This window comes from Pseudovibrio sp. Ad26, assembly GCF_001623285.1.
In the GTDB taxonomy this organism is placed as follows: Bacteria; Pseudomonadota; Alphaproteobacteria; order Rhizobiales; family Stappiaceae; genus Pseudovibrio; species Pseudovibrio ascidiaceicola.
This window is the reverse complement of record NZ_LMCE01000058.1, coordinates 19,645-42,657: the sequence shown is the minus strand read 5'-3', so window position 1 is coordinate 42,657 and position 23,013 is coordinate 19,645. Positions and strand designations below refer to the sequence as shown.

The window sequence follows — 23,013 nt, the reverse complement described above, 5'->3', positions numbered from 1 at the left end:
TATGTGTAGGTCAGATAAAACCGTCGTTAGGTCTTGTTCTTCTATCTCTCCTTAATTGCCTGGCGGGATATGACTTCATCAGGAGATACTCATGAGTACAACACTCTCAGCAACCAAAGAAATTCCGCTCCTACGTGAAGCTTGTCTCATAGGAGGAAAATGGGTCGGCGGAGATGAAAGCAACTCCATCTCTGTAAACAATCCAGCCACAGGCGAAATCATCGGGCGTGTTCCACGTTTTGGCCGCCCTGAGACTGCTGATGCAATCGATGCAGCCCATGCAGCTTTTGCTGTCTGGTCTAAGATGACAGCAGTTGAGCGCTGCAATCTGATGCTGCGGTGGGCAGACGTGATCACTGAAAACCAGAAGGACCTTGCTGAACTACTCACTGTTGAAATGGGTAAGCCACTGGCTGAATCGACTGGTGAAGTTGCTATCACAGCCAACTACATTCGTTTCTTCGCTGAAGAAGGCAAACGGGTTTATGGCGATGTGATCCCGTCCCCATGGAAGGACCGCCGTATTATGGTGACCAAAGAGCCTATCGGTGTTGTTGGTGCCATTACACCCTGGAATTTTCCAAGCTCTATGCTGGGGCGCAAACTGGCGGCAGCTCTTGGTTCTGGTTGTACTGTTGTGGCAAAGCCTGCAAGTCAAACCCCTTATTCAGCCTTGATCCTGGGTGAACTTGCGGAACAGGCTGGAATTCCAACCGGTGTGATCAACATCATCACCGGCTCAGCAGCCCAGATTGCTGACGAACTTTGTGAGAACGACAAGGTCCGCAAGATCACCTTTACCGGATCTACTCCAGTGGGTAAGCAGCTTGCCTCGAAAGCATTGGCCAACATGAAAAAGGTCTCTATGGAGCTTGGCGGCAACGCACCGTTTATCGTGTTTGATTCAGCTGATCTCGATAAGGCTGTCGAAGGTGCAATTGCTTCCAAGTTCAGGAACTCTGGCCAGACTTGTGTGTGCGCAAACCGCATTTACGCACAGGCAGGTATTTACGACGAGTTCTCGGCAAAGCTGAAGGCTGCTATCGAAGATCAGCTAAGCGTTGGTGATGGTTTGAAGCCGGGTACCAACCAGGGCCCTCTGATTGATGAGCATGCTGTCGCGAAAGTCGAAGAACTCATCACTGATGCCGTTTCGAAAGGCGGAACAGTGGTAACAGGCGGTAAACCAGATGTTCAGGGAGGCACGTTCTTTGAGCCTACCCTCCTACTTAATGCGACCCCAGACATGAAGGTTGCCAAGGAAGAAACGTTTGGTCCGTTTGCACCTGTCTTCAAATTTGAAAGTGAAGATGATGTGGTCAAGATGGCGAATGACACTGAGTATGGCCTTGCCTGTTACTTCTACACCCAAGATTTGGGTCAGACCTTCCGTGTAATGGAAGCATTGGAATATGGTCTTGTTGGCGTAAATGAAGGTGTGATCACGACCGAATATGCTCCATTTGGTGGTTACAAAGAAAGCGGAATGGGGAACGAGGGTTCCAAATACGGCGTGGATGATTACATCAACATAAAGTACTCTTGCATTGGCGGGCTCGGCCTTTAACGATCAATACTAATTTTGTGAGAGCCGGAGTGTTCAACACTCCGGCTTTTCTTTTGAGGACTGCTTTCGTGATTATCGAAGAAGAACGCTGTACAGCTGCTCCAACACTTAACGGTGAGCGCATTATCATGCGGGCTCACCAAACTTCAGATTTTGAAGCATGCTGCGCTTTGTGGGCACATCCTGATGTGGTTCGCTATATTTCAGGGAAGCCTTCCAGCCCAACGGATACGTGGGGACGCATCCTCAAGTATGCAGGGCACTGGAGCCTCTCCGGTTTTGGGTATTGGGCTGTGATTGAGAAAGACAGCGGAGAACTTATCGGCGATGTTGGTTTCTCTGACTTCAAGCGAGACATCACCCCAAGCCTTGATGGATTTGCAGAAGCTGGTTGGGTGATTTCGCCCAAGTTTCATGGCAAAGGTTATGCCCGGGAGGCTGTCGAGCTGAGCCTGTCCTGGTTACGGAGTTCCAGACTGTTTCCTGAAGTTCATTGCATTATTGCCCCTGAGAACAAAGCCAGTGTCAGCCTTGCTGAGCGTGTTGGTTTTGAGAAGTATACGGACGGGACTTATCTCGGACAACCGACCCTTTTCATGAAGCAAAGCTTTACTTAAGCTCAAGAGCCCAACCTGTATCCGCCGGGTTGGGCTTGTTCATTCTCTGCGATCCTGTATATCCTTCAGTTAAAGATCCACGCAGGCTGAGTTATGCAGAAATACGATAAGATTTACGCCAAGGACGAAAGTTACTTCGGCCATACTTCCAAGCAGTTTACAACGCTGTTCTCAAACCTCGACTTTGACAGCGGCACAATTCTCGATCTGGGTGCAGGACAAGGACGCGACGCGATTTTCCTTGCCAAGCGCGGTTACAATGTAATTGCTGTCGACAGCTCCAAAGTGGGACTGGACCAGTTGCAGGAACGAGTAGACACGGAGAACCTACCGATTGAGGTTGTTCACGTGGATGCACTTGGTTACACGCCCCCACAAGATCTTGATGCAATTGTTGCTGACCGTTTCTTCCACGAGCTGCCGAACAATGCACGTGTCAAACTTCTACAGCGCATGCTCAGTCACCTCCGCGTTGGTGGTTATATGCTTATCGCTGATGAAAAGAGCGTTTTGCCGAACCTGCGCGACACTTTGAAGAAAGAAAAGTTTGAGTTTTTGCGTGACAAAAACGGCATCCTCTTCACTTACAAGCCGTAAATATCTGATTGGAGGCGCGTGTGTGTGCCTCCCTTCCTCATTCTTTTCAGTAGTCTTGGAACTGAAAGACCACACACGAAAGTGTGATGTAAAACCCGTATATTTTTGCAGTTGTATCAACCGTTTTTACAATCTCCTTTATATTGCCACAGTGATAACTCATTTCCGCAACAATGTTTGCAAAAATTGGCGATTTTGCTGACTTTCTTGTGATTGTGCACCTGGGATGAACAATGCGTTTAATTGCAATTCCCAAAACATATGCCAATTGTATGCCCAAGATTGAAATTCAAAGTTCAACATAATTGGAGATTACAATGAAATCAGTTCGCTTTGGAATGCTTGCAGTCGCAGCTTCTTTCCTCGCTACAGCAGCAGTTGCCGAACCAGTTGCTTACGACGTTGATATGTCCCACGCCAATCTCGCTTTTGACTACAACCACCTCGGTTATTCCACCACTGATGGCCGTTTTGCTACTTGGGCACCTACTCTGGTCATCGACGAAGCAAACCCAGCAAACTCTAAAGTGGACGTTGAGATTGATGTCAACTCACTCAACACATTCTGGGAAGCTCGCGACACACATCTGAAGAGCGCCGATTTGTTCGATGTTGCCAAGTTCCCATCCGCAACATTCAAATCCACCAAGGTTGAGCAGGTTGGAGAGAAAAAGCTGGAAGTGACTGGTGATCTGACCATCCGCGGCATTACCAAGCCAACCGTTCTTGAAGTTACCGTCAATCAGTTAGGTGAGCACCCAATGGCTAAGAAGCAAGCTGTTGGTCTTGATGCGACAACCACAATCAAGCGTTCTGATTTCGGCATGGCGATGGCTGTACCTTACGTGTCTGACGAAGTGAACATCAACATCAGCTTCGAAGCGACTGTTAAGTAATGTTTCCGGCCTGTCGGGTGCTGAGAATGCTCTGGCAGGTCTGGTCGAACTTTGAGAAGGGGCAGCGATGCCCCTTCCCTCGATCAAAGGGCCTTTTCTATGATCAGGAACACTCGATCAGCCTATGGCATCGTGGCGATTGCATTACACTGGACCATAGCGACGCTCATCATCGGTATGCTGGGCTTCGGCCTGTATATGGTCACACTGCCGATATTCGAGCCTGCAACTTACTCTCTTTATCAACTTCACAAGTCCATTGGCTTTGTCGTATTGGCGTTGGTCTCCTTGCGCATTCTCTGGAAAATCACTGGCATCACACCTGATTTACCTGCAGAAATGCCACTTTGGGAAAAGCTTGCTGCACATCTAGGCCACATCAGCCTTTATGCTTTGATGTTGCTTATGCCGCTAACAGGATGGCTGCTGGTTTCGTCCAGCCCACTTGGTCTACCGACAGTTTTCTTTAACCTCTTTGAGATTCCGCACCTACCAACACCTGAGTTTTTAGGGCAAAAGGCAGATGTATCTGCGTTCTTCACCGCAGTGCATGGCTGGGCTGCGTATGCGTTTATCGCAGTGATCCTTGCACATGTTGGAGCTGCTCTGAAGCACTACTTCATATCCAAGGATAAAGTCTTACAGCGTATGTTGTCCTCAAAAGCCTAATTTGAGGATCTGGAGAAAACCATGAAACGATTGACCGATATGTTCTTTAAAGCCGGCGTATTTCTGACCTTCATCTTAGTCGGAGCAGCTTCATCTGCCTTCGCAAATGAATGGTCAGTGGATCGCAACAAGAGCACGCTTGGCTTTGAGGTCATCAATAACGGAAACACCGTTACGGGCACTTTTGCCACCTGGAATGCTAAGATCATCTTCGACAAAGAAGAGCTCGACAAAGCCCAGATTCAGGCAACAATCATCACTGGAAGCGTCAAAACAGAAGATGCACAGGCAGCAGGTGCAATCACAACCCCACAGTGGTTGGATATCTCCAGCTTCCCTGATGCAGTATTTCGCGTAGATAACGTTGTTCCTGCTGGTGGTGATCTCTATGAGGCTGCAGGTACGCTGGAGCTTAAAGGCGCGAAAATCGCTATTTTCTTGCCCTTTACGCTGACCATTGAAGGTAAAACCGCTCACGCAGTTGGCGAAGCAACTTTATCTCGCAGTGACTTCAAGATTGGTGATGGTGTGCCAGACAGCACTGTCAGCAATAAGGTGACTGTGAAACTGGACCTATACGCCACTCGTTGATGGATTGCGCCAAAGAGAGCCTTGCATTTTCCACCAAGTCTCTCGTCAATTCGGCGTAATCTAGCAAATTTGACAAGTTTTGAAGGCTGAGGGGCTTTGCCCCTCGGCTTTTTCTCTATAAAACGGCGCTCAGCAAATTCAACAGTGTACAGTGGTACACCAAAATAGCCAGAGAGTGCCAAGATGTCCGAAACACTTGCTCCCGAGTACGTTCACACCTCTCTTTTTCCATTGGGTAAAGACAAAACTCCTTATCGCAAACTGACCTCCGATTACGTGAGCGAAGTTGAGTTTGACGGTGAGAAAATCTTGAAGGTGGAGCAAGAAGGTCTTCGCTTACTTGCTGAAGAAGCGTTTAAAGACATCAACCATTTCCTGCGTCCTTCCCATTTAGAACAGCTGCGCAAAATTCTCGACGACCCTGAAGCGACTGCAAACGACAAATTCGTCGCTTTTGACCTGATGAAGAACGCGAATATTTCAGCTGCTGGCGTATTGCCAATGTGTCAGGACACCGGCACTGCAATTGTGATGGGTAAGAAGGGCCGCAAAGTCTGGACTAACGGACATGACGAAGCAGCGCTCGGTGAAGGCGCACGTGATGCTTACTTCAAAAAGAACCTGCGTTACTCCCAACTTGCACCAATTTCCATGTTCGAGGAAAAGAACACCAAGAACAATATGCCGGCTCAAATCGAGCTTTATGCTGAAGGTGATGACGCTTACAAGTTCTTGTTCATGGCGAAAGGCGGCGGATCCGCTAACAAGACCTTCCTGTTTCAAGGTACTCCAAGCCTGCTGACCAAAGATCGCATGATTGAGTTCCTGAAGGAAAAAATTCTTACTCTTGGTACTGCGGCATGCCCACCATATCACCTCGCAATCGTTATTGGCGGCACATCTGCTGAGTTGAATCTGAAATCAGTAAAAATGGCTTCTGCCCGTTACCTGGATGAGCTGCCGACGGAAGGTTCTGAAGGCGGCCACGCATTCCGTGATCTGGAAATGGAAGCTGAAATTCATAAGCTGACACAGTCCAGCGGTGTTGGTGCGCAGTTTGGTGGCAAATACTTCTGTCACGACGTGCGCGTGATCCGACTACCGCGCCATGGTGCATCCTTGCCGATCGGCATTGGCGTATCTTGTTCAGCAGACCGTCAGGCGACTGGCAAGATCACTAAGGAAGGCATCTTCCTGGAGGATTTGGAGCGGAATCCTGAAGTCTACATGCCGGAAGTTACCGACAACGATCTTTCTGATGATGTTGTGAAGGTTGACCTCACGCGCCCAATGAGCGAGATCCTTGGCGAACTGACCAAGCATCCAACGAAAACACGGCTTTCGTTGAGCGGTCCATTGATCGTGGCCCGCGATCTGGCACACTCCAAGCTCCGGGATCGTCTTGAGGCGGGCGAACCGCTCCCAGACTACATCAAGAACCACCCAGTTTACTATGCAGGCCCTGCTAAAACGCCAGAAGGCATGCCATCCGGTTCATTTGGCCCAACCACTGCTGGCCGTATGGATGCCTATGTGGATCAGTTCCAAGCCGCAGGCGGCTCTATGGTGATGCTGGCCAAAGGCAACCGCTCAGCGGGTGTGCGCCGCGCTTGTCAGGCTCACGGAGGCTTTTACCTCGGTTCTATCGGAGGTCCCGCTGCCCGCCTTGCCCAAGACTGCATCAAGAGTGTTGAAGTGGTTGAATATGAAGAGCTGGGTATGGAAGCTGTTTGGAAGATCGAAGTTGAAGATTTCCCTGCCTTCATCGTGGTGGACGATAAAGGCAATGACTTCTTTAAAGAACTGAACCTGAGCTAATTACTCTGGTGAGGTAATATCGAGATTGAAGGGCGTTCTTAGGAGCGCCCTTTTTCGTTCCCCACATTCATGACAATTTCATTCAATCACAATTCAAATTAGCTGAGTTCAATCTTCTTTCATTATATTAAGTTGCGTTTTAGATAGATGCAAATCAAGCTCGATGTGAATGTAAATCATCTTCGAATGGCTCTCTAGTAAATTCCTTTTCCATAAGAAGTATATAGCAGCAGTTGTAGTCTGAATTACTTCAACAATTAATATATTTGACATTCTAAGCTGCGAGCGTCTCCCTACTCGCTGCATAAATTCCCTCATGCAAACGAGATAAAACAAACAACAATATCCTAGGGGGTATCAATGCGCATACTTATCGCGAGTGTTGCTCTTTGCTTCGCAGCACTATTTACCGGAACTCAGGCAGATGCCGCAGCATCTGGCAAGTTCTTTGATCATGCATCCAAAAAATGGGTTTCCTACGGTTCTGCTCACCATGGAAAATCTCCAATCAAACGTAAGCAGGTCAGGTACAACGGCTCATACGGCCCAAACACCATTGTGATCAGCACAAAAGATCGACGCCTCTACCATATTCGCGGTAATGGTACCGCGATGGTGTACGGCGTTGGCGTCGGTCGTCAGGGTTTCCAGTGGTCAGGAACTCACCGAATTACCCGCAAAGCTGAGTGGCCAAGCTGGACACCGCCAAAGGTCATGATTGATCGTGAGCGCCGTAAAGGGCGTAACCTGCCTAGCTTTATGAAGGGTGGCCCAAACAATCCACTTGGTGCTCGCGCTATGTATATTGGCAGCACCATCTATCGCATTCACGGCTCCAATGAGCCATGGACGATTGGTTCAGCGGTCTCATCTGGATGTATCAGAATGGCGAATGAAGACGTCATTCACCTCTATGACAATGTCAATGTTGGTACGAAGGTGATCGTGCTTCGCTAGACTGCATGGGGCTGGTTCTTTGCCAGCCCTACTTGCTGAGGTCTCTACTCAAACCACGCTCTTGCATTTCACTCAAATATCGATTCCATAAAAACTCTTTTTGATCATTCATTTCCTGAAAATACGCCCAAGTGAAAATTCCGGTATCGTGCAGATCATCAAATGTCAGCTTAACTGCATAGTTTCCAACCGGATCTACACCAATAATCGTTGTGTCCTGCTTCCCCGCGATCACTTTTCGTTGATCTGGAGTATGCCCTTGCACTTCTGCTGATGGGGACATTACTCGCAGAAACTCCGAGGTAAATGAGACTTCAAGGCCATCATCAAAAGTAATTTCAAGATTTTTGCCTTGGTTTTTTAGGTGAATTTGCGTAGGCCAGCGTGTATCCGACATATTTTTTTATCCTTGCCCAAGTTCATGGAACTCAGTATTGATGATTTAGGAATTATACCTGTGGTTCTAAGATATATTTCTAGTTAAATCCACTGGAACTCCTTACTGATGGATTGACGCTAACTCATTGCGTACTACATTAGAATTGTTAAATTCGTCGCCTAAAGAGATACGTGAGTGGAGGTTTCCATGGGGCAATATGCCGAGGACAAACAGCAGGGTGCCCACCCAGCATTGATTGACCCGTTCGGCCGCGCCGTGACGTATCTTCGCGTCTCTGTGACTGATCGTTGTGATTTGCGATGCGTCTATTGCATGTCCGAGCACATGACTTTCCTTCCCAAGAAAGACGTTCTTTCGCTGGAAGAGCTGGATCGCCTTTGCAGCGTTTTCATTGAAAAAGGCGTTCGTAAGATCCGTCTCACCGGCGGGGAGCCTTTGGTTCGCAAGAACATTATGAGTTTCATCCGAGGCCTGAAGCGACATTTGGACAGCGGTGCGCTTGATGAGCTCACCATTACTACGAACGGTACTCAGCTCGAGCGCTATGCCGAAGAGCTATATGAAGCAGGTGTTCGTCGCATCAACGTTTCTCTCGACACCCTAAAGGCAGAGAAGTTTAAGGATGTCACCCGGTGGGGTGATATTCAAAAAGTTTTCGATGGCATCAAGGCCGCTCAGGAAGCCGGTCTTCAGATTAAGCTGAATGCTGTAGCGTTGAAGAACTTCAACGAGGATGAACTCATTCCGATGCTGGAGTGGGCACATGAGCGTGGGCATGACCTGACATTCATCGAGACAATGCCACTTGGTGAGATTGATGGAGACCGGAATGAGCAGTATCTGCCGCTGAGCGACGTGCGTAAGGCACTCTCCGCCAAGTACACACTGACAGACATTCCGTACAAGACCGGCGGCCCTGCCCGTTATATGCAGATTGAAGAGACTGGAGGCCGTCTTGGTTTCATCACCCCGATGACACACAACTTTTGTGAAAGCTGTAACCGTGTGCGTGTGACCTGCACCGGACAGTTGTTCATGTGCCTTGGCCAAGAAGATCAAAAGGACTTACGTGCAGCCTTGCGAGCATCTGAAGGAAATGAAGTGCTTTCGGAAGCGATTGAATCAGCGATTGCACGAAAGCCAAAGGGGCATGACTTTATTATCGACCGCGATAACAAATCTGCGACTGGCACGCGTCATATGAGTATGACGGGCGGGTGATTTTGCATTTTTAAGGCTGAACTAGAGCTGTATGTAGGTCGGACTGACTTTCATCATAGTTTTATCTTGTGATGCTTTTCTCATTTCACCAATAGATATTCGTTATAACGGTAATCTCCCTGCTCTCGTTCATGATTAACACACAAAAGAGCCTCGCAGGGAGATTTCTTACTTAAGCTGTTAATCTCTATCTATCCGAGATAGAATATACTCACACTAAATGAAAAAACTAACAGCAAACAGCCAGACCTCATGAAGTTATGTGGTAGATGCTGCATCACCACGGCCAGTCAATCCAGTACTAATAGCCTGGAAAATTTCAGCTATTTCTGTCCCTATTGTTGCTACTGCACCAATAATTACGACAGAAATAAACCCTGCAATCAGACCATACTCAATTGCGGTTGCGCCTGACTCGTCTTTAAGAAACTTAGCAAACATTGTTTTAAACTCCGTATTGAACCCTAGAAGCCCCACTCCTCATCGGGACTAGCTGCAACCTAAGCCTTCATTTCTTGCCAATTTATGAATCAAATTTGCGGAGCAATTTAAGTTTGTTGGGCATAAGCACTATTATCAGTAGTGCATGATGAGCTCTACAAATTCAGCACACACATAATGTCACTAACTTATTGATTTAAATTATTTTTTCATTAGGTAGAATTTACAGCAACGCACTAACCATTTGTTTACTTTACCTATTAGTTGTCAGTTTTCGCAGTGCATAGTTGTATTTCTTCAACTCAATTCGTTGCTCTCTGTTTCTCTGCGGCTTCGAGTCTTTCCAAAGACCTTTCCAAAAGTCATGAAATGCATGTGATCGTGCGTAGCGACCTTGCATTAAAAGTCTTTGCATTGGCATTTCAGTTATTTTGCATCGATCTTGGAAGATCCCTTTCGCCAGAAAGTTCATTATAGTGTTCTCCTTGCCACATTTTCGTTGGACAATAGTCTTGTGGCGAAGACCCTGACAAACGGGTAATTTCAAGTATTCGGATCAGTTTTTTTGAGGCGAAATGCGTTACTCCCTTCCTCCTCTCAATTCGTTCAGGGCCTTTGAATGCGTTGCACGGCACATGAGCTTTGCGAAGGCAGCCAATGAGCTTGGACTTACGCCGTCGGCATTGAGTTATCAGGTCAAGATGCTCGAAGATCAGTTACAGACTCAGTTGTTTACACGTTTGAATCGAGCGATTGAGCTTACGTCAGCTGGACACCGCTTATTGCCGGGTGTTGAAGCTGGGTTAGAAAACTTCAGCGAGGCTGTTGCACGCATTAAAGGAGTAGATGAGGATAAAGTCCTCGTTATATCCACGGGACCTGGAACAGCTTCCAAGGTTATTGCGCCTCGGATTTATCGCTTCATGGAGGCTTATCCTGAAATCGAACTTCGCATTTCCGCCAATTTGAAGCTCGTAGATTTCTACAGGGACGATGTTGATCTCGGGCTCCGCTTCGGGCGTGGGCCATATCCGGGATTACATATTGATTTTCTAGCGGAAGATTTTCTTACACCCATGTGTGCGCCTCAACTGGCGAATGAAATGAATGAGCCCGCCGACCTAAAGAACTTTACTTTACTTCATGAAGACAGCATGGCGACATTCTTAAACGCACCGGGATGGAGGGCATGGTTGAAGACTGCTGGAATCTCTAGGGCCTCCTGGTCGAAGAAAGGGATGCACTTTTCTCAGATTGACCATGCTCAGGATGCAGCTATTGAGGGGGCTGGTGTTATTCTTGGCCGCAAAGTTTTGTGCGCGCATGACGCACGACTTGGTCTGCTGGCGAAACCATTCGAATTCGAAATTTCTGCAACTGCTCACTATATGCTGCTTGGGTTGGAAAATTCATTTCAGAAACATAAGTGCAAGGCATTCATAGACTGGATAAAGTCGGAACTTAATGAACTATGCCTTTCATAATTGCATTTCGTAGAACTGGCACTGCAAACAGAAACGGCAGATGTCAATGAGATGACTACCTGCCGTCTAAGTGAAGCCTTATCAGTCAAGTCAATTTACTACTGATCAACCAACAACGATTTTAGGTGCTGACCTTGCAGCATCTCCAGTGGGTTGAAGGACGCCCTGCCAGAGGCCAGCAGCAATGATGCCGTAGGCCTTTGAGACTGGACTGTCTGGATTACTCACTGTGATTGGAGTGCCTGTATCAGATTGCTCTCTGATTTCCATTGTCAGGGGCACTTCACCCAAGAATGGGACTTTCATCTTCTCAGCTTCTGCTTTTGCACCACCATGACCAAAGATCTCATGCGTGCCACCGCAGTCTGGGCAGACAAAGTGACTCATGTTTTCAACGATACCCAATACAGGGATCGCGACTTTCTCAAACATGGCAATACCGCGGCGTGCATCCAGAAGTGCAAGGTCCTGTGGTGTTGAAACGACCAAAGCGCCTGTCAGAGGTACTTTTTGAGCCATAGTCAACTGAACATCACCCGTTCCTGGTGGGAGGTCAACGATAAGCGCATCCAGCTCACCCCAGTCAACTTCGCGCAGCATCTGATTGAGGGCAGACACCACCATTGGGCCGCGCCAGATCATGGCCGTTTCTTCTTCTACCAGAAAACCAATAGACATCAGCTTGATGCCATGAGCTTCCAAAGGCTTCATAATACGGTTTTCAAGAACTTCCGGCTGTCCAGAGGCTCCCATAAGCTTTGGGATTGATGGGCCATAAATATCAGCGTCCAGCAAACCAACCTTCAAGCCCATTGCAGAAAGAGCAAGTGCGAGGTTGGCTGATGTTGTTGATTTACCAACCCCACCTTTACCTGATGCAACAGCTATAATGTGTTTCACGCCAGGCACTTCCTGCTTTGCTGGCATTGGAGTGCCTTTCGGCGGAGCTTTGCGTGCAGCAGGTGGTGGCGCAGATGGAGAGCCAGGTTGTTTTTCTGCTGTGAGTGCGACAAGGACCGTTTCAGCACCAGGAAGCACCGACACAACCTTCTCAGCTGCCTGGCGAAGCCCTTCAAGTTCAGAAGCACGCTCTGCGGGTACTCTGATTGAAAAGACGACGCGGCCATCTGATAGAAACAGATCTGCAACCAGATCCTGATCAACAATGTTGCTCTTGCCATCAGGCGATTTAACCTGTTTGAGCACGTCGAGAACGCGCTCCTGCGTCAACCCAGCCATAGTCTCTTCAGTATCCTTATGGTTCTTGCCTGATGTGAACCCGCCTTTGAGGCGCCCCCACAATCCTTTAGGTCTGTCGTTGTCCATAGTGCACACCCTGTAAAGCTCTGTATTGCAGAGAGGGATAATATGATCTTGAAAACAAATATGCCTGCAATCTGAATGTGCAAGCTTTTGCCGATGGTTCTTTTTATATCTTGGTATACTTCTCACGAAGAATAGAGCAATACAGAATTCACCAAAGACGTTCTTTGTCCTTTGCACATTCGCAACCTGTTTTGCCAACTCGGCATGCAATCAGTTGAGCAGAGTTCACGCAAAGTTGAGGTCACCAACACAAATTCACAGATATTTGCGCTTCACGCAAAATCTTTCATTGCAGATAAAACCCAGTGTCTTCTGAGGATTAGCGCACCACCTAGGGGATCCACCTTACGCATTGGGGAACTCGTTTCATGCTCTTGATACATTAGACCCACAAACTGAGCGGAATGCATGGTATTTAGGGGCCTAAGAACCCTCTTGTTGCTGCACACAGAAGCAAGAGGATCGGGCGAAATTCATGCTGACAATTCTGTTCTGCATTTTCCACGGGCTAGGAGGCAATCGTGTCTAATCCTATTTTGATGAATCGTCGTAGCGTGCTGGGGGGCATGGCCGCTACCGGTGCCATTGCAATGGTGCATCCATATTCTGTTCTTGCAAAAGAGAACACAGCGCACTTGCGTTTGATGGAAACAACCGACCTCCACGTCCACGTCGCTCCATATGACTATTATGCTGACCGCCCAATGGACACAGCTGGCCTTGCTCGCACAGCAACTATCATCAGAAAGCTGCGCTCTGAAGCAACCAACTCCATGCTCGTTGATAATGGTGATTTCCTGCAGGGCAACCCGATGGGCGATTACATCGCCTATGAGCGCGGCATGCGTGAAGGTGATGTGCATCCGGTCATCAAAGGTATGAACGTACTGGGTTACGACGCTGGCACATTGGGCAACCATGAGTTCAACTACGGTCTGGACTTCATGATGAAGGTCCTTTCCGGAGCAAATTTCCCTGTTGTTTCTTCCAATGTTTCCAAAGGTAGCACCCTTGCTTCCAATGGCCGTAAGGATGATCTGTTCCTGAAGCCGTACACCATTGTTAAGAAGAAGATCAAAGACGGTGCTGGCATCGAGCACACGATTAAAGTGGGCTTTGTTGGCTTCGTTCCTCCAATGATCATGAACTGGGACTCCCGTCACCTGGTTGGTAAGGCGAACACTCGTGACATGGTTGATGCTGCACGTGCATGGGTTCCTGAAATGAAGGAGCAAGGTTGCGATCTCATCATTGCGTTGTGTCATGGCGGTATCGCTGGTGGCGAACACGAAGACGGAGCTGCAAACACTGCGCTACACATTGCTGGTGTTGAAGGTATTGATGCTCTGTTTACGGGTCACCAGCACGATGTCTTCCCGGGGCCTAGCTATGAAGGCATTCCTGGCGTTGATGCTGTCAAAGGCACGCTGCAAGGCAAACCAGCTGCGATGGGTGGCTTCTGGGGTTCTCATCTCGGTGTCATCGATCTGATGATTGAGCACGATGGCAACAACGGCTGGCGCATTGCAAACTTCACCACAGACGTACCGTCAATCTATAAGAAAGAAGGTCGTAAGCGGATTCCTCTTGTTTCCAGTGATGAAGAAGTGCTGGCAGCGGTTGAGAATGATCACCAAAAGACGCTTTCTTATGTGCGCCGCGCTGTGGGCAAATCCTCTGCTCCGTTGCATTCCTACTTTGCTCTGGTGGCGGATGATCCATCTGTTCAGATCGTTTCCAAGGCACAGACCTGGTACACTAAGGAAATGCTTAAGGACACTGAGTGGGCTGGACTACCAGTGCTTTCCGCTGCTGCTCCGTTCAAAGCAGGTGGTCGCGGTGGTGCGGACTATTACACTGACGTCGCTGCTGGTGATATCGCAATTAAGAACGTTGCTGACCTTTATCTTTACCCGAACACAACACGTGCTGTGTTGATCACCGGTAAAGACGTGAAGGAATGGCTTGAGCGTTCTTCTGGTATGTTCAACCAGATTGAAGCTGGTAAGAAAGACCAAGTCCTACTGGATGCTGATTTCCGTTCTTACAACTTCGATGTGATTGACGGTGTTACCTACGAGATCGACCTGACACAGCCTTCCAAGTATGACGGTAAAGGCAATGTTGCACATCCAGAGTCTAACCGCATCGTGAACCTTCAGTTTGAAGGTAAGCCAATCGATATGGATCAGAAGTTTGTTGTTGCCACCAACAATTATCGCGCTGGCGGTGGTGGTAACTTCCCTGGCATCAATGATGATGTGATCATCTTTGTTGGGCCGGACACAAACCGTGATGTGATTGTTCGGTACATTGTGGACCAAGGTACGATTAATCCATCTGCCGACGCGAACTGGAACTTTAAGCCTGTTGCTGACACCACTGTTCTGTTTGAGACCGGGCCTGCTGCTGAAAAGCACATGAAAGGCGTGAAGGGCGTTCAGATTGAAGCGGCTGGCGAAGGCAAAGACGGTTTTGCCATGTACCGCATCACTCTCTGATTTTCATTGGAGCGTCCTCCGTTCCTAAAAACCGGGAGCACTTTGCGAGGATATGTTCTAAGTCAGAGTGACTTACATGACTTTGAGAAGGCGGGGCCATATGCTCCGCTTTTTCTTTTTTCGCAAAAAGCGATAAGTATCAATGTTTTAAACACTGTATTTTACATTTTTAGAAGAATTTGCTGTCAGGCTTTCATGAACCGGAGGATCTGACAATGAGTGTTACGCAATTATGTTATCGCAGCCGCATTCATTGGCCTGCGCTTCGCTATAGCCTCGACGAGGAAGTCGAGCGATCGTTGACCCGTATTCGGCGCATCAACTCGATGGCAGGCGTTACAGGCGCTCTGATCCTGACAGACAATCATGTTTTTCAGCTTTTGGAAGGCCCATGGCCCTTAGTGAAGCGGACGTTTGAATGTGTGCTTGAAGATAAGCGACATTCTGATCTGACTGTCCTTTCAAATGAAGAGCAGGATTTCAGGCTCTTTCATAATTGCTGGATGCACTTCTGCGACCTTCGTGAGGAAGCCGATAGCCATTACCCCAAGTTCTTTGGCAATCTTCTGGCCCACCCTGATCGCACCTGTAGCGAAGAGGTGATGGAATTGCTGCTTCTGCTCTCCATGAACATGAGTGAAAGCCAGCTGACCAGTCGCCTTGCTCTCATGTAGTCCTACGCTTGTTCCCCAAGGTGGCATGACCACCGCTCCCCGACGCTCTTAAAGGCACCTCTCCTCCCACTGCCTTTAGGAGCGTTTTTTTGTGGTTTGCGACTGGATGCCACTTTGCACCCTGCCCTATCCTGTTTCACAAGTAGCGCTGAAGATTTGTGTGTTAGAGCACGTCACGTTCATTAACATTCACGCGGCGTGCTCTAACATATTTGGTGGAGCGAATTCTTCTCGTTTAATTGAATCCAATCAAACGGAACGCGCTCTAGGCCTAAGTGGGAAGTCAGGTATGTCTGTTGAAGCAGTGAAGCGAAACAAAGTGATCGGTTGTATCCTTTGCGGTGGGAAGTCCCGACGCATGGGCGGTACTGACAAAGCATTGCTGGACCTGAATGGCACGGCTTTGTTGGAACATGTTGCGTCCCGCTTGCATGGGCAAGTTGTGCAGAGTGTTTTGAGCGTAAATGAGCCAAGCGACCTTCATGAGAGCCTGGGATTACCGATGCTTGCAGATGAGCTAGAAGGACACCTTGGCCCATTGTCTGGTGTTCACAGTTCATTGAACTGGGTAAGACAAAACGCTCCTAACGCATCTGACGTTGTGACTGTGGCAGTTGATACGCCGTTTTTTCCAACGGATTTGGTGGAGACGCTTGCTGCCAGCAGAATAGTGAATGCAGGCGCCCCGATCATTTGCTCCAGCGGTGGGCGAGACCACTTTGCATTTGGCCTGTGGCCTGTGGCCTTAGCAGATCCTTTAAAAGAGTACCTCTTAGAGGGTGGTCGCAGCATCAAAGGCTTTTTTAAAGACTATCCGCCCGTCATCGTGGAATTCGAACTTCAGAACGCGGTTGATCCCTTCTTTAACATCAACACACCGGAAGATATTCCCGTTGCACTTGAGCATATTGCTCAATTACAGGTGCAATAGTCATCAAAACGATCAGATGCCTGTGCGATCTTTGATTTTTGCCAAATCCTAAGGCGTGACTCTGGTAAATAAAGAAACACGCCCACTCAAGTTTCCGGAATAGACATGAACACGAAAACGCCCAGTCTGAGCTTTGACGAAGCCCTTTCTCATTTGCGAGGTTTAGGTCGCTGCAAAGTCACTGCAGAAGAAACATCGCTTTACGAGGCGTATGGCCGTGTTCTTGCGGAAGATATAATTGCAACCTGCGACCTTCCTCCGCTTGATAACTCTGCGATGGATGGCTACGCAATTGCGCAAGGAGGATCAGGGCAGACATCTTTTGCGGTGGTGATGGAGATATTTGCTGGTTCCATGCCGGAAACATCGCTTAAGGCTGGCGAAGCTGCGCGGATCTTTACAGGTGCGCCTGTTCCGGAAGGTGCTGATTTTGTGGTGCCACAGGAAGATTGTTCTGAGAGCGTAAGTGGTGGTGCGCGGCACGTAAAGCTCTCTCGGAGCTACCCGATTGGCTGCAATATCCGTCGCAAAGGTGAAGACCAGACCAAAGGCGCACCTATAGTGAAGGCAGGTACTGTGCTGCGCCCGCAGGAGATTGCTGCGGCTGCTTCCATCGGCATTGCCCAACTCCAAACATACCGCAGGCTGAAGGTTGGTGTATTTTCAACGGGCAATGAACTGATCCGTCCGGGAACAACGCGGCAGGACGGGCAAATCTTCGACGCGAACCACTTCCTGCTGCGCGGCATGCTTGCCAATTTGCCGGTTGAATTGGTTGATCTTGGCATTTTGGCAGATCAGCGTGAGGTTATTGAGAATGCGTTAGAAGCTGCCTCCAAAGAATGTGATGTGATCCTGACCTCTGGCGGTGCTGGAGGTGGTGATAAGGATTTCGTCTCTACAACGCTTTCCAAGCTTGGCAAAACCACCTTCTGGCACTTGGCTGTTAAGCCCGGGCGTCCCTTCATGGTGGGCGAATTACCTGATTGCATCTTTATCGGCCTTCCGGGCAATCCTGTGGCAACCACTGTCGCCTTCGCATTCCTTGCACGCCCGTTGATTGAAGCGCTTACCGGAGCTGACTTCATTGAAGCGCCGCGCCAATACATTGCTGCGGATTTTGAGGTTTCTGGCCGCAAAGCCGGACGCCGTGAGTTTTTGCGCGGTCGCCGTGTGGTTGAAGATGGCACTCTTAAATTGACCAAGTTTCACAGTGACGGTTCAGCCTTGTTATCTTCTCTAACGTTCGCCGATGGCTTCATTGAGTTGAAAGAAGATATAACTTCTGTTCGCAAAGGTGATCTTGTTCCGTTCATCAGCTTTGATGAAATTAGCCTTGGGTAACTCTGCTGGCTCGCATTTTCAGAATCGCGTGCGAGCCATTTTTCCACGCCTAGATCACTGGTTGCAATTTTAACAAGTTTGCCCTCAAAGCTGCGAAATATTGCAAGATATTACCATGAAGCATCGTCATTTTGCTATTAATTAGCCTAATATGCCCAGTATATAGGTTGATCTACGGATACTTTTAGTGAAACATAAGCTCCGGTTATGCAGGGGCCTACCTAAAGAAACCCTGCCAAGATAATTAATTCGGGGACATAATATGCGTATTATGCGTTTGGCAGCAGTAGCAGCAATTGCGTTGGCAGCAGTTTCTGGCGCGGAAGCAAAAGAATGGACAAAGGTTCGCATGGGCACCGAAGGCGCCTACCCTCCATTCAACTATACCACCGCTGACGGAACACTGACTGGCTTTGATGTTGAAATCGGCAATGCTCTTTGTGACGAGCTGAAGCTTGAGTGTACATGGGTCACTCAGGACTGGGACGGCATCATCCCTGGTCTGATTGCAGGCAAATACGACACTATCCTTGCATCCATGTCCATTACTCCAGAGCGTATGGAAAAGATCTCCTTCTCTGAGAAGTACTACAACACTCCTCCAGGCATCGCAGTACGCAAAGATTCCGAGTTGAGCGAAGCCTCTCCAGAAGGCCTCAAAGGCGTTCGTCTTGGCGCACAGGGCAGCACCACGCACTCTCAGTTTGCTGAAGAGATCCTGAACGGTTCTGACATTGCTCTTTATCCAACCTCTGAAGAGTATAAGCTGGATCTGGAGAATGGCCGTGTTGATGCAGCGGTAGATGATGTGATGGTCCTGACAGAGTGGGTCAATTCCGATCAGGGCTCTTGCTGTAAGATCCTCGGCACTATGCAGTCCATTGAAGAGATCCATGGCAAAGGCGCAGGCATCGGCGTTCGTAAAGGCGACGAAGACCTTGCAGCTCTGTTCACCAAAGGTATTGCTGCTCTGCGTGCAAACGGCAAGTACAAAGAAATCAATGACAAGTACTTCTCCTTCGACGTTTACGGCGAATAAGAACAACTTGGCACTCAGCTGATTAATCAGCTGATGGTTTTGAGACCCTCGGGTGTGTTGCGCCCGAGGGTTTTATTTTGCCAATTTGACCAATCAAAGTCACCAGTTTGGCAGAATGGCTCATTTAGTCTCTCAAAATGGCAAATTGTAATTGATTCCGGGAAAGCCTAAATCCGCTCTTCTGAGTGTGAAGGGACATAGTTTTCTCACTTAACCCAGAAAGCGGGAGAAATATTCCCTCCACATAACCCGTTGAATTAACGGATATCACTTCACAATAACGGCATATGGCGCATTTTTCTTCCGATATCTCCGTTATTTCAGTTGAAGTCCTGCGCATTTTTTATAGTGTCCTTGGCAACAAATGCAGAGCACAACCAAAACAACCACTCTGCCAAAAAGAACAAGGATGCACGGATGTCTTTTGCCCGTATCGCGCTTGCGACACTTATGAGCTTCACTGCTGCTTCAGCCCTTCAGGCAGATGAGATCACCAAACTGCGTATTGCGACAGAAGGCGCTTACCCTCCCTTCAACTTCACAGGTTCTGACGGTGTTCTGACTGGTTTTGACGTTGAGATCGGCAATGCTCTTTGCGCTGAGATGAAGGTTGAGTGTGAATGGGGCACGCAGGAATGGGATGGCATGATCCCGGGTCTGGTTGCTGGAAAGTACGATGCGATCATCGCCAGCATGTCCATCACCGAAGAGCGTCTTGAGCGCATTTCGTTCTCTCGCAGCTATTACAACACCCCCTCAACCATTGCAGTGCCTAAGGATTCTCCAGTTTCCGAGATCACTCCTGAAGCACTGGAAGGCCTGCTGATTGGCGCACAGGGCGGTACCACGCACTCTGTTGTGGCGGAAGAGATCTACTCCGATGCTGACGTGTCACTGTACCCGACCTCTGAAGAATACAAGCTGGACATCGAAAACGGTCGTCTGGATGCTGTGATTGATGATCTCGGTGTTTTGCAGAGCTGGGTGGATTCTGAAGCAGGTTCTTGCTGTAAAATCATTGGCTCTCTGCCAATTCAGCCTGAGCTACACGGCCAGGGCATAGGTGTAGGCGTTCGTAAAGGTCAGGAAGAGCTGGCGGATCGCTTTTCCCAAGCCATTCTCGCTATTCGTGAAAACGGCACCTACAAGACGATCAATGACAAGTATTTCTCTCAGGACGCATTTGGCGAGTAACAGTTAAAACGAGGCAAGAAAGCTTCGAAGCTGGGGAAAGTTTCTGTGATGCATCACCGTTTTGTAGAACAACGATGCTCAAAACTGATCAAAATGGAAACTTACTCCTCTCAAGATGGAATGAATTGGCTATTTACTGCTGACAGCCCTACTCAAATAGGTTGAAATTTTCTTTCTTCCATTTAAATATGCGCCCCGGCTGTGCAGGGAGCCATCTTGATGCCCCCTGCCAAGAATTTACAAAAGGGGAATACAAATGGGCTTCATGCGCTTTGCCACTGTTGCAACACTCGCACTTCTTGCTTCAACTCAGGTTCAGGCAAAGGAATGGACCAAAGTCCGAATTGGTACTGAAGCCTCGTATCCTCCATTTGCCTACACCACTGCCGATGGCAAGTTGGTTGGCTTTGAGATTGAACTGGGCAACGCGCTTTGCGCTGAACTGAAGGTTGAATGTGAATGGATGCCGGTTGACTGGGATGGATTGATCCCGGGCCTCGTTGCAGGCAAGTACGACACGATCATGGCATCCATGTCCATCACACCAGAACGGAAGCAGCGCATTCAGTTCTCTGAGAAGTACTACCAGACCCCTCCGGGAGTGGCAGTACCAAACGATAGCAAGATCACCGAAGCCTCTATTGAAGGAATGTCTGGTGCTCTTGTAGGCGCGCAGGTTGGCGCGACACACGCAGTGTTTGCTGAAGACATTTTGACTAAATCAGAAGTGTCTCTGTACCCTACTGCTGATGAATATAAACTCGATTTGGAAAGTGGTAGACTTGATGCTGCAGTTGATGACGTAGTTGTTCTTTCTGACTGGCTGAAGTCAGAGGAAGGCAATTGCTGTAAACTGCTCGGTACCATGTCACCTATTCCAGAGATACATGGTGAAGGCGTTGGTGTAGGCGTTCGCAAGAACGACCAAGACTTGGCAGACCTATTCTCCAAAGCGGTTATTGCTTTACGTGAGAATGGAAAGTACAAAGAGATCAACGATAAATATTTCGACTTTGACGCCTACGGAGAGTGATGGCGTCAAGCTGCAATACACTCTGACGGCGGGACCAGTTTCCCGCCGTTCTAAAAAGAATAGGGGCAATCCCCGTAATGAATGAAATTTTCACACTCTTGTCCTTTGGGGACATGGGCTGGGGAGACGAGATAGCACTTGGCGTTGTCATGACCGTCTCTCTCGCGTTAGCAAGCCTTCCCATTGGCTTGCTTTTAGGTTTTCTGCTGGCGCTTGCGAAGAAGTCCGAAGAGCCTTCTCTTCGCGCTGCAGCCAACATTTACACTACAATTTTTCGGGGACTTCCTGAGCTTCTTACCCTTTTCCTTGTCTATTACGGTGGTCAGATCCTCATCCAACAAGTGCTTGCACTGTTCGGAGAATTCTATTTTGAAGTGAACGCGTTTTTGGCAGGTATGATTGCCTTGTCACTTGTGTTTTCTTCCTACGCCTCCGAAGCTTTCCTTTCTGCGTTCCGCGCGATCAACAAAGGCCAGTACGAAGGTGCTAATGCGCTCGGTCTGGGATACGTACAGACCATGCGTCTGGTTATCCTGCCGCAGCTCGTTCGCTTGTCTTTGCCTGCGTTGAGCAATCTATGGCTCATTCTGCTGAAGGAGACTTCTCTGGTCTCCATTATCGGTCTGGCGGACATTATTCGCTATTCCAATATGGCAGCGCGTACCACCAAAGAGCCATTCCTGTTCTTTGCAGTAGCTTGTGCGATCTATCTTGTTTTGGCGATCATTTCTTCCGGTGGAATTTCCCGTCTGGATGCATGGGCTAAACGCGGGGAGACCCCTAGATGAGTGATGTTTCTGTCGGCGCTCCGGGAAGCTACGTTCAATCTCAGACAATTCAGGCGAAAGCCCCTCCTCCGTCTCCGACGTCCCGTCCGTGGACACCAACGCGCATTGTTGGCACCACCTGGCTGACACTTTGGATTGCAGGTGGTCTGGGTATCGTATGGTTCCTGTTGAATTCCAACAGCGTAGCATTGGTGTTTGGCGGTGATGGCCTTCTGCCTGTTTCCCTCACCCACAATGCGAAGTTCCTGACCAAGTACGGTGAGAAATTCGTTTCAGGCTTCATCATCACGCTGAAGCTTGTTGGCCTTTCCATGCTGCTGGGCGTTTTGCTTTCCATTCCGATGACCTTCATGCGGATGAGTAAGAACCGTATTCTGGGCGGCATTGCATACGGTTACGTCTACTTCTTCCGCGGCACGCCGCTGCTGGCTCAGGTGTTCTTGATCTATTACGGCGCAGGTACCTTCCGTGTTCCGTTGCAGTCCGTTGATCTGTGGTGGTTCTTCCGGGATGCATGGAACTGTGCAGTGCTTGCGTTCACGCTGAATACAGCCGCTTATCAGGTTGAGATCCTACGTGGTTCCATCGAGAACATCGCGAAAGGACAGTGGGAAGCAGCGGCTGCGCTTGGTCTGCCGAAATGGGTGACCTTTTGGAAAATTATTCTCCCGCAGGCTCTGATCGTGTCTCTGCGTCCATACGGCAATGAGATCATTTTGATGATCAAAGGTTCCGCGATTGTGGCGATCATCACTATCTATGATCTTATGGGAGAAACGCGTCGTGCCTTTTCACGGACCTATGACTTCCAGGCCTATGTTTGGGCTGCGATTGCCTACCTTGTGATGGTGGAAGCATTGCGCCGGGCGTGGGACCGTATTGAGGCTCGCTTGACGCGCCATCTGAAAAGATAAACCAATAGGCC

Annotated in this window: 22 protein-coding genes; 19 read left to right on the top strand and 3 right to left on the bottom strand. The window is 48.8% G+C overall.

Translation table 11 applies throughout. The features are described 5' to 3' along the window. The first annotated feature begins 91 nt into the window (after positions 1-91). The 8 genes from PsAD26_RS12945 (at position 92) to PsAD26_RS12905 (ending at position 7,712) form a co-directional block, all read left to right on the top strand. Positions 92-1,567 (top strand): NAD-dependent succinate-semialdehyde dehydrogenase, encoded by a 1,476-nt coding sequence (locus PsAD26_RS12945; protein ID WP_063310767.1) that lies wholly within the window; start codon positions 92-94, stop codon positions 1,565-1,567. Between the two features lie 68 nt (positions 1,568-1,635). Beyond that, complete coding sequence (locus PsAD26_RS12940; protein WP_063310907.1) at positions 1,636-2,184, top strand: GNAT family N-acetyltransferase; 549 nt, start codon at positions 1,636-1,638, stop codon at positions 2,182-2,184. 93 nt (positions 2,185-2,277) lie between these two features. Continuing rightward, positions 2,278-2,781, top strand: a complete 504-nt coding sequence (locus PsAD26_RS12935; RefSeq protein ID WP_063299070.1) for a class I SAM-dependent methyltransferase — start codon at positions 2,278-2,280, stop codon at positions 2,779-2,781. A 317-nt stretch (positions 2,782-3,098) separates the two neighbouring features. Then, a complete protein-coding gene (locus tag PsAD26_RS12930; protein ID WP_063310766.1) occupies positions 3,099-3,677 on the top strand; it encodes a YceI family protein in 579 nt (192 codons plus the stop codon). A 99-nt stretch (positions 3,678-3,776) separates the two neighbouring features. Continuing rightward, on the top strand, positions 3,777-4,346 hold the full coding sequence (locus tag PsAD26_RS12925; RefSeq protein ID WP_063310765.1) for a cytochrome b: 570 nt from the start codon (positions 3,777-3,779) through the stop codon (positions 4,344-4,346). Positions 4,347-4,367: 21 nt separating this feature from the next. Then, entirely contained in the window at positions 4,368-4,937 is a 570-nt protein-coding gene (locus tag PsAD26_RS12920) for a YceI family protein (RefSeq protein WP_057465996.1), read from the top strand. Positions 4,938-5,120: 183 nt separating this feature from the next. After that, on the top strand, positions 5,121-6,755 hold the full coding sequence (locus PsAD26_RS12915; RefSeq protein WP_063310764.1) for a fumarate hydratase: 1,635 nt from the start codon (positions 5,121-5,123) through the stop codon (positions 6,753-6,755). A 360-nt stretch (positions 6,756-7,115) separates the two neighbouring features. Next, entirely contained in the window at positions 7,116-7,712 is a 597-nt protein-coding gene (locus tag PsAD26_RS12905) for a L,D-transpeptidase (RefSeq protein ID WP_063299074.1), read from the top strand. A 28-nt stretch (positions 7,713-7,740) separates the two neighbouring features. Here the strand turns inward: PsAD26_RS12905 and PsAD26_RS12900 are convergent, their stop codons facing one another. Further along, a complete protein-coding gene (locus tag PsAD26_RS12900; protein ID WP_063310762.1) occupies positions 7,741-8,109 on the bottom strand; it encodes a DUF971 domain-containing protein in 369 nt (122 codons plus the stop codon). A 189-nt stretch (positions 8,110-8,298) separates the two neighbouring features. Between PsAD26_RS12900 and moaA the strand changes: the two genes are divergently transcribed. Then, positions 8,299-9,333, top strand: a complete 1,035-nt coding sequence (gene moaA, locus PsAD26_RS12895) for a GTP 3',8-cyclase MoaA (RefSeq protein ID WP_063310761.1) — start codon at positions 8,299-8,301, stop codon at positions 9,331-9,333. A 258-nt stretch (positions 9,334-9,591) separates the two neighbouring features. Here the strand turns inward: moaA and PsAD26_RS12890 are convergent, their stop codons facing one another. After that, a complete protein-coding gene (locus tag PsAD26_RS12890; RefSeq protein WP_063310906.1) occupies positions 9,592-9,774 on the bottom strand; it encodes a Flp family type IVb pilin in 183 nt (60 codons plus the stop codon). Between the two features lie 575 nt (positions 9,775-10,349). On the opposite strand from PsAD26_RS12890, the gene gcvA reads away from it, so the two are divergent. Then, positions 10,350-11,258 carry a transcriptional regulator GcvA gene (gene gcvA, locus PsAD26_RS12880; RefSeq protein ID WP_063310759.1) on the top strand — a complete coding sequence of 303 codons (909 nt, stop codon included), beginning with the start codon at positions 10,350-10,352 and terminating at the stop codon, positions 11,256-11,258. Between the two features lie 105 nt (positions 11,259-11,363). Here the strand turns inward: gcvA and apbC are convergent, their stop codons facing one another. Continuing rightward, complete coding sequence (gene apbC / locus PsAD26_RS12875) at positions 11,364-12,497, bottom strand: iron-sulfur cluster carrier protein ApbC (RefSeq protein WP_063310905.1); 1,134 nt, start codon at positions 12,495-12,497, stop codon at positions 11,364-11,366. 653 nt (positions 12,498-13,150) lie between these two features. Between apbC and PsAD26_RS12870 the strand changes: the two genes are divergently transcribed. The 9 genes from PsAD26_RS12870 to PsAD26_RS12830 all read left to right on the top strand — a co-directional run bounded on the left by PsAD26_RS12870 (position 13,151) and on the right by PsAD26_RS12830 (position 23,002). Then, the gene (locus PsAD26_RS12870; protein WP_084403666.1) at positions 13,151-15,085 is read left to right on the top strand and encodes a bifunctional 2',3'-cyclic-nucleotide 2'-phosphodiesterase/3'-nucleotidase; all 1,935 of its coding nucleotides are present in this window, start codon (positions 13,151-13,153) and stop codon (positions 15,083-15,085) included. Positions 15,086-15,300: 215 nt separating this feature from the next. After that, a complete protein-coding gene (locus PsAD26_RS12865; RefSeq protein WP_063310757.1) occupies positions 15,301-15,759 on the top strand; it encodes a BLUF domain-containing protein in 459 nt (152 codons plus the stop codon). Positions 15,760-16,048: 289 nt separating this feature from the next. Then, positions 16,049-16,690 carry a molybdenum cofactor guanylyltransferase MobA gene (gene mobA, locus PsAD26_RS12860; protein ID WP_084403665.1) on the top strand — a complete coding sequence of 214 codons (642 nt, stop codon included), beginning with the start codon at positions 16,049-16,051 and terminating at the stop codon, positions 16,688-16,690. Between the two features lie 105 nt (positions 16,691-16,795). Continuing rightward, positions 16,796-18,034: a gephyrin-like molybdotransferase Glp gene (glp, locus tag PsAD26_RS12855; RefSeq protein WP_063310756.1), complete on the top strand. Its 1,239-nt coding sequence runs from the start codon at positions 16,796-16,798 to the stop codon at positions 18,032-18,034. A 262-nt stretch (positions 18,035-18,296) separates the two neighbouring features. Then, positions 18,297-19,073 carry a transporter substrate-binding domain-containing protein gene (locus PsAD26_RS12850; protein ID WP_063299081.1) on the top strand — a complete coding sequence of 259 codons (777 nt, stop codon included), beginning with the start codon at positions 18,297-18,299 and terminating at the stop codon, positions 19,071-19,073. A gap of 417 nt (positions 19,074-19,490) precedes the next feature. Further along, on the top strand, positions 19,491-20,267 hold the full coding sequence (locus tag PsAD26_RS12845; protein WP_063310903.1) for a transporter substrate-binding domain-containing protein: 777 nt from the start codon (positions 19,491-19,493) through the stop codon (positions 20,265-20,267). Positions 20,268-20,523: 256 nt separating this feature from the next. After that, positions 20,524-21,300, top strand: coding sequence for a transporter substrate-binding domain-containing protein (locus tag PsAD26_RS12840; RefSeq protein ID WP_057465986.1), 777 nt, complete (start codon positions 20,524-20,526; stop codon positions 21,298-21,300). 77 nt (positions 21,301-21,377) lie between these two features. Beyond that, positions 21,378-22,088 (top strand): ABC transporter permease, encoded by a 711-nt coding sequence (locus tag PsAD26_RS12835; RefSeq protein WP_063310755.1) that lies wholly within the window; start codon positions 21,378-21,380, stop codon positions 22,086-22,088. Next, positions 22,085-23,002, top strand: coding sequence for an ABC transporter permease (locus tag PsAD26_RS12830; RefSeq protein WP_063310754.1), 918 nt, complete (start codon positions 22,085-22,087; stop codon positions 23,000-23,002). Before PsAD26_RS12835 ends, PsAD26_RS12830 begins: the two co-directional genes overlap by 4 nt. Positions 23,003-23,013: the final 11 nt, after the last annotated feature.

Bases quoted from the DNA above. Each gene is read 5' to 3' on its own strand.
- PsAD26_RS12925 (WP_063310765.1), top strand. From the start codon at position 3,777: ATGATCAGGAACACTCGATCAGCCTATGGCATCGTGGCGATTGCATTA.
- glp (WP_063310756.1), top strand. From the start codon at position 16,796: ATGAACACGAAAACGCCCAGTCTGAGCTTTGACGAAGCCCTTTCTCAT.
- PsAD26_RS12850 (WP_063299081.1), top strand. From the start codon at position 18,297: ATGCGTATTATGCGTTTGGCAGCAGTAGCAGCAATTGCGTTGGCAGCA.
- mobA (WP_084403665.1), top strand. From the start codon at position 16,049: ATGTCTGTTGAAGCAGTGAAGCGAAACAAAGTGATCGGTTGTATCCTT.
- PsAD26_RS12865 (WP_063310757.1), top strand. From the start codon at position 15,301: ATGAGTGTTACGCAATTATGTTATCGCAGCCGCATTCATTGGCCTGCG.
- PsAD26_RS12905 (WP_063299074.1), top strand. From the start codon at position 7,116: ATGCGCATACTTATCGCGAGTGTTGCTCTTTGCTTCGCAGCACTATTT.
- PsAD26_RS12920 (WP_057465996.1), top strand. From the start codon at position 4,368: ATGAAACGATTGACCGATATGTTCTTTAAAGCCGGCGTATTTCTGACC.
- apbC (WP_063310905.1), bottom strand. From the start codon at position 12,497: ATGGCTGGGTTGACGCAGGAGCGCGTTCTCGACGTGCTCAAACAGGTT.
- PsAD26_RS12915 (WP_063310764.1), top strand. From the start codon at position 5,121: ATGTCCGAAACACTTGCTCCCGAGTACGTTCACACCTCTCTTTTTCCA.
- PsAD26_RS12945 (WP_063310767.1), top strand. From the start codon at position 92: ATGAGTACAACACTCTCAGCAACCAAAGAAATTCCGCTCCTACGTGAA.
- PsAD26_RS12930 (WP_063310766.1), top strand. From the start codon at position 3,099: ATGAAATCAGTTCGCTTTGGAATGCTTGCAGTCGCAGCTTCTTTCCTC.
- PsAD26_RS12835 (WP_063310755.1), top strand. From the start codon at position 21,378: ATGAATGAAATTTTCACACTCTTGTCCTTTGGGGACATGGGCTGGGGA.
- PsAD26_RS12870 (WP_084403666.1), top strand. From the start codon at position 13,151: ATGGCCGCTACCGGTGCCATTGCAATGGTGCATCCATATTCTGTTCTT.
- PsAD26_RS12900 (WP_063310762.1), bottom strand. From the start codon at position 8,109: ATGTCGGATACACGCTGGCCTACGCAAATTCACCTAAAAAACCAAGGC.
- moaA (WP_063310761.1), top strand. From the start codon at position 8,299: ATGGGGCAATATGCCGAGGACAAACAGCAGGGTGCCCACCCAGCATTG.
- gcvA (WP_063310759.1), top strand. From the start codon at position 10,350: ATGCGTTACTCCCTTCCTCCTCTCAATTCGTTCAGGGCCTTTGAATGC.
- PsAD26_RS12935 (WP_063299070.1), top strand. From the start codon at position 2,278: ATGCAGAAATACGATAAGATTTACGCCAAGGACGAAAGTTACTTCGGC.
- PsAD26_RS12830 (WP_063310754.1), top strand. From the start codon at position 22,085: ATGAGTGATGTTTCTGTCGGCGCTCCGGGAAGCTACGTTCAATCTCAG.
- PsAD26_RS12840 (WP_057465986.1), top strand. From the start codon at position 20,524: ATGGGCTTCATGCGCTTTGCCACTGTTGCAACACTCGCACTTCTTGCT.
- PsAD26_RS12890 (WP_063310906.1), bottom strand. From the start codon at position 9,774: ATGTTTGCTAAGTTTCTTAAAGACGAGTCAGGCGCAACCGCAATTGAG.
- PsAD26_RS12845 (WP_063310903.1), top strand. From the start codon at position 19,491: ATGTCTTTTGCCCGTATCGCGCTTGCGACACTTATGAGCTTCACTGCT.